The sequence below is a fragment of the Acinetobacter sp. ABJ_C1_1 genome (assembly GCF_044684115.1).
Taxonomy (GTDB): Bacteria; Pseudomonadota; Gammaproteobacteria; order Pseudomonadales; family Moraxellaceae; genus Acinetobacter; species Acinetobacter nosocomialis_A.
In genome coordinates, this window is the sequence record NZ_JBITPU010000034.1 from 1 (window position 1) to 5546 (window position 5546).

Here is a 5546-nt window from a genome sequence, read left to right on the forward strand (position 1 = left end):
AACACCCCAATCTCTTTCGAGACCGGGGTGTTTAGAATAATGAGCTGGCGATGACTTACTCTCACATGGGTAACCCCACACTACCATCAGCGCTAAGAGGTTTCACTTCTGAGTTCGGGAAGGGATCAGGTGGTTCACTCTTGCTATGGTCGCCAGCACAACTGTTTATGGATACTTGCTTTGGTCTTATTGACTGCCGAAGCGTTTTCCAAATCTTTACAGATTGGGCTGATTGAATCTGATTTGTTCATTTTATCTAGTGGAATAACTAAATCAAGTTTCTTTGTCGATTTATGAATCGATTGATGCTTTATATACAACTGCTTGGGTGTTGTATAGTCAAGCCTCACGAGCAATTAGTATTGGTCAGCTTCACATATCACTATGCTTCCACATCCAACCTATCAACGTCCTAGTCTCGAACGGCTCTTTAGAGGACATAAAGTCCTAGGGAAATCTTATCTTGAGGTAGGCTTCCCGCTTAGATGCTTTCAGCGGTTATCCCTTCCGAACATAGCTACCCGGCGATGCGACTGGCGTCACAACCGGTACACCAGAGGTTCGTCCACTCTGGTCCTCTCGTACTAGGAGCAGATCCTCTCAAATTTCCAGCGCCCACGGTAGATAGGGACCGAACTGTCTCACGACGTTCTAAACCCAGCTCGCGTACCTCTTTAAATGGCGAACAGCCATACCCTTGGGACCTGCTTCAGCCCCAGGATGAGATGAGCCGACATCGAGGTGCCAAACACCGCCGTCGATATGAACTCTTGGGCGGTATCAGCCTGTTATCCCCAGAGTACCTTTTATCCGTTGAGCGATGGCCCTTCCATACAGAACCACCGGATCACTAAGACCTACTTTCGTACCTGCTCGACTTGTGGGTCTCGCAGTTAAGCGCGCTTTTGCCTTTATACTCTACGCGTGATTTCCGACCACGCTGAGCGCACCTTCGTACTCCTCCGTTACTCTTTAGGAGGAGACCGCCCCAGTCAAACTACCCACCAGACACGGTCCTCGTCCCGGATAACGGGACAGAGTTAGAACCTCAACATTACCAGGGTGGTATTTCAAGGACGGCTCCATTGGAACTAGCGTTCCAACTTCAAAGCCTCCCACCTATCCTACACAAGTAAGGTCAAAGTTCAGTGTCAAGCTGCAGTAAAGGTTCACGGGGTCTTTCCGTCTAGCCGCGGGTACACTGCATCTTCACAGCGATTTCGATTTCACTGAGCCTCTGCTGGAGACAGCGCCGCCATCATTATGCCATTCGTGCAGGTCGGAACTTACCCGACAAGGAATTTCGCTACCTTAGGACCGTTATAGTTACGGCCGCCGTTTACTGGGGCTTCGATCAAGAGCTTCGCTTACGCTAACCCCATCAATTAACCTTCCAGCACCGGGCAGGCATCACACCCTATACGTCCACTTTCGTGTTTGCAGAGTGCTATGTTTTTAATAAACAGTTGCAGCGGCCTGGTTTCTGCGGCTGTCATCAGCTCAGGAAGCAAGTTCCATCACCAACAACAGCGTACCTTCTCCCGAAGTTACGGTACCATTTTGCCTAGTTCCTTCAGCAGAGTTCTCTCAAGCGCCTTGGTCTACTCGACCTGACCACCTGTGTCGGTTTCGGGTACGATTCCTGTGTAACTGAAGCTTAGAGACTTTTCCTGGAAGCATGGTATCAGCCACTTCACTGTACAAGTACAGCTTGCTATCGGATCTCAGTATAGAGTACCCCGGATTTGCCTAAGATACATACCTACATCCTTCCACCTGGACAACCAACGCCAGGCTGACTTAACCTTCTCCGTCCTCTCATCGCATTACACAGAAGTATTGGAATATTAACCAATTTCCCATCGACTACGCCTTTCGGCCTCGCCTTAGGGGTCGACTCACCCAGCCCCGATTAACGTTGGACTGGAACCCTTGGTCTTTCGGCGAACGGGTTTTTCACCCGTTTTGTCGTTACTCACGTCAGCATTCGCACTTCTGATACCTCCAGCATACTTCTCAATACACCTTCATCGGCTTACAGAACGCTCCCCTACCACTTGACTAATGTCAAATCCGCAGCTTCGGCACATAGTTTTAGCCCCGTTACATCTTCCGCGCAGGCCGACTCGACTAGTGAGCTATTACGCTTTCTTTAAAGGGTGGCTGCTTCTAAGCCAACCTCCTAGCTGTCTATGCCTTCCCACATCGTTTCCCACTTAACTATGATTTTGGGGCCTTAGCTGGCGGTCTGGATTGTTTTCCTCTTGACTACGGACGTTAGCACCCGCAGTCTGTCTCCCGGATAGTACTCATAGGTATTCGGAGTTTGCATCGGTTTGGTAAGTCGGGATGACCCCCTAGCCGAAACAGTGCTCTACCCCCTATGGTATTCGTCCGAGGCGCTACCTAAATAGCTTTCGGGGAGAACCAGCTATCACCAGGCTTGATTAGCCTTTCACCCCTATCCACAAGTCATCCCCTGGCTTTTCAACGACAGTGGGTTCGGTCCTCCAGTTAGTGTTACCCAACCTTCAACCTGCTCATGGATAGATCGCCTGGTTTCGGGTCTATACCCAGCAACTAAACGCCCTATTAAGACTCGATTTCTCTACGGCTCCCCTATACGGTTAACCTCGCTACTGAATATAAGTCGCTGACCCATTATACAAAAGGTACGCAGTCACACCACGAAGGTGCTCCCACTGCTTGTATGCATGCGGTTTCAGGATCTATTTCACTCCCCTCACAGGGGTTCTTTTCGCCTTTCCCTCACGGTACTGGTTCACTATCGGTCAGTCAGGAGTATTTAGCCTTGGAGGATGGTCCCCCCATATTCAGACAAGGTTTCACGTGCCTCGCCCTACTCGTCATCATTATGTGTGCCCTTTCGTGTACGGGAATATCACCCTCTACGTTCGCACTTCCCAGAGCGTTCCACTAAAACACACATAACTTAATGGGCTGATCCCCGTTCGCTCGCCGCTACTGAGGGAATCTCAATTGATTTCTTTTCCTAAGGGTACTGAGATGTTTCACTTCCCCTCGTTCGCCTTGCAACACTATGTATTCATGTTGCAATACCTACCTTAAAGTAGGTGGGTTCCCCCATTCAGACATCTCCGGATCACAGGATATTTGCCGCCTCCCCGGAGCTTTTCGCAGGCTATCACGTCTTTCATCGCCTCTGACTGCCAAGGCATCCACCACATGCACTTAATTACTTGACTATACAACCCCAAACAGTCGATGTTACCTACAAGTTAGTAACTTCAACATTTCAGTTTAGAGTACTGTGTACTTAAACACTGTACAGCTTCAATCTAAATTCATATACCAAAACGCTTGATTCAGTTAATTTGCTAGTTCTCAATTCATCTAGATTAATTGCTTAATCTAAACTCTTGAGTGAACAATTTATTTCAGACTCAATTTTGCCAATCTGTTAATGAATAAACACGCCTTCGTCAGGTCATGCTTAATACCGTGATACTTAAATCACAGAAGTTAATAAACCAAGATCTAAATCTCTATTTACTAATTTCTGTAATCCGAACTTATCTTAAGTTCTGGTGGAGACTAGGAGAGTCGAACTCCTGACCTCCTGCGTGCAAAGCAGGCGCTCTACCAACTAAGCTAAGTCCCCAGCTTACATCATCAGTCATGTATCTTTTATCTATAACTTCAACCAGTCAAAGTCATGGTGGGTCTGACAAGACTTGAACTTGTGACCCCACGCTTATCAAGCGTGTGCTCTAACCAACTGAGCTACAGACCCTCAGATACATCTATGAAGAACAACTTGTTGTGGATTCTTACCAATCGTCAATCTTTCGTTAAGGAGGTGATCCAGCCGCAGGTTCCCCTACGGCTACCTTGTTACGACTTCACCCCAGTCATCGGCCACACCGTGGTAACCGCCCTCTTTGCAGTTAGGCTAGCTACTTCTGGTGCAACAAACTCCCATGGTGTGACGGGCGGTGTGTACAAGGCCCGGGAACGTATTCACCGCGGCATTCTGATCCGCGATTACTAGCGATTCCGACTTCATGGAGTCGAGTTGCAGACTCCAATCCGGACTACGATCGGCTTTTTGAGATTAGCATCACATCGCTGTGTAGCAACCCTTTGTACCGACCATTGTAGCACGTGTGTAGCCCTGGCCGTAAGGGCCATGATGACTTGACGTCGTCCCCGCCTTCCTCCAGTTTGTCACTGGCAGTATCCTTAAAGTTCCCGACATTACTCGCTGGCAAATAAGGAAAAGGGTTGCGCTCGTTGCGGGACTTAACCCAACATCTCACGACACGAGCTGACGACAGCCATGCAGCACCTGTATGTAAGTTCCCGAAGGCACCAATCCATCTCTGGAAAGTTCTTACTATGTCAAGGCCAGGTAAGGTTCTTCGCGTTGCATCGAATTAAACCACATGCTCCACCGCTTGTGCGGGCCCCCGTCAATTCATTTGAGTTTTAGTCTTGCGACCGTACTCCCCAGGCGGTCTACTTATCGCGTTAGCTGCGCCACTAAAGCCTCAAAGGCCCCAACGGCTAGTAGACATCGTTTACGGCATGGACTACCAGGGTATCTAATCCTGTTTGCTCCCCATGCTTTCGCACCTCAGCGTCAGTGTTAGGCCAGATGGCTGCCTTCGCCATCGGTATTCCTCCAGATCTCTACGCATTTCACCGCTACACCTGGAATTCTACCATCCTCTCCCACACTCTAGCTAACCAGTATCGAATGCAATTCCCAAGTTAAGCTCGGGGATTTCACATTTGACTTAATTAGCCGCCTACGCGCGCTTTACGCCCAGTAAATCCGATTAACGCTTGCACCCTCTGTATTACCGCGGCTGCTGGCACAGAGTTAGCCGGTGCTTATTCTGCGAGTAACGTCCACTATCTCTAGGTATTAACTAAAGTAGCCTCCTCCTCGCTTAAAGTGCTTTACAACCATAAGGCCTTCTTCACACACGCGGCATGGCTGGATCAGGCTTGCGCCCATTGTCCAATATTCCCCACTGCTGCCTCCCGTAGGAGTCTGGGCCGTGTCTCAGTCCCAGTGTGGCGGATCATCCTCTCAGACCCGCTACAGATCGTCGCCTTGGTAGGCCTTTACCCCACCAACTAGCTAATCCGACTTAGGCTCATCTATTAGCGCAAGGTCCGAAGATCCCCTGCTTTCTCCCGTAGGACGTATGCGGTATTAGCATCCCTTTCGAGATGTTGTCCCCCACTAATAGGCAGATTCCTAAGCATTACTCACCCGTCCGCCGCTAGGTCCGGTAGCAAGCTACCTTTCCCCGCTCGACTTGCATGTGTTAAGCCTGCCGCCAGCGTTCAATCTGAGCCATGATCAAACTCTTCAGTTAAAATCATTTTGCACCTTATTTAAAGACAAGGTGCCAATTCTGGCTCATCAATTACTGACTTAAATTTCGCTCAAATAAACTTCGAGTAATTTAAACCAATCAATCAATGAAAATTATTTCGATTAATCAATCAGTAAAAATCCACACAAGTTGTTCTTCAATTCTCTTAATGAT

Annotated in this window: 2 tRNA genes and 3 rRNA genes; all 5 read right to left on the bottom strand. The window is 48.7% G+C overall.

Annotated elements, in window-relative coordinates:
* Positions 1 to 42: 42 nt before the first annotated feature.
* A 5S ribosomal RNA gene (gene rrf, locus ACG59Z_RS18675) occupies positions 43 to 157 on the bottom strand.
* A 178-nt stretch (positions 158 to 335) separates the two neighbouring features.
* Positions 336 to 3227: ribosomal RNA gene (locus ACG59Z_RS18680) — 23S ribosomal RNA — on the bottom strand.
* Positions 3228 to 3567: 340 nt separating this feature from the next.
* Positions 3568 to 3643: transfer RNA gene (locus ACG59Z_RS18685), tRNA-Ala, on the bottom strand.
* Between the two features lie 55 nt (positions 3644 to 3698).
* Positions 3699 to 3775 (bottom strand) — tRNA-Ile (locus tag ACG59Z_RS18690).
* Between the two features lie 59 nt (positions 3776 to 3834).
* Positions 3835 to 5372 (bottom strand): 16S ribosomal RNA (locus tag ACG59Z_RS18695).
* Together the 16S, 23S and 5S rRNA genes with 2 tRNA genes alongside form the textbook arrangement of a ribosomal RNA operon.
* Between the last annotated feature and the right edge of the window lie 174 nt (positions 5373 to 5546).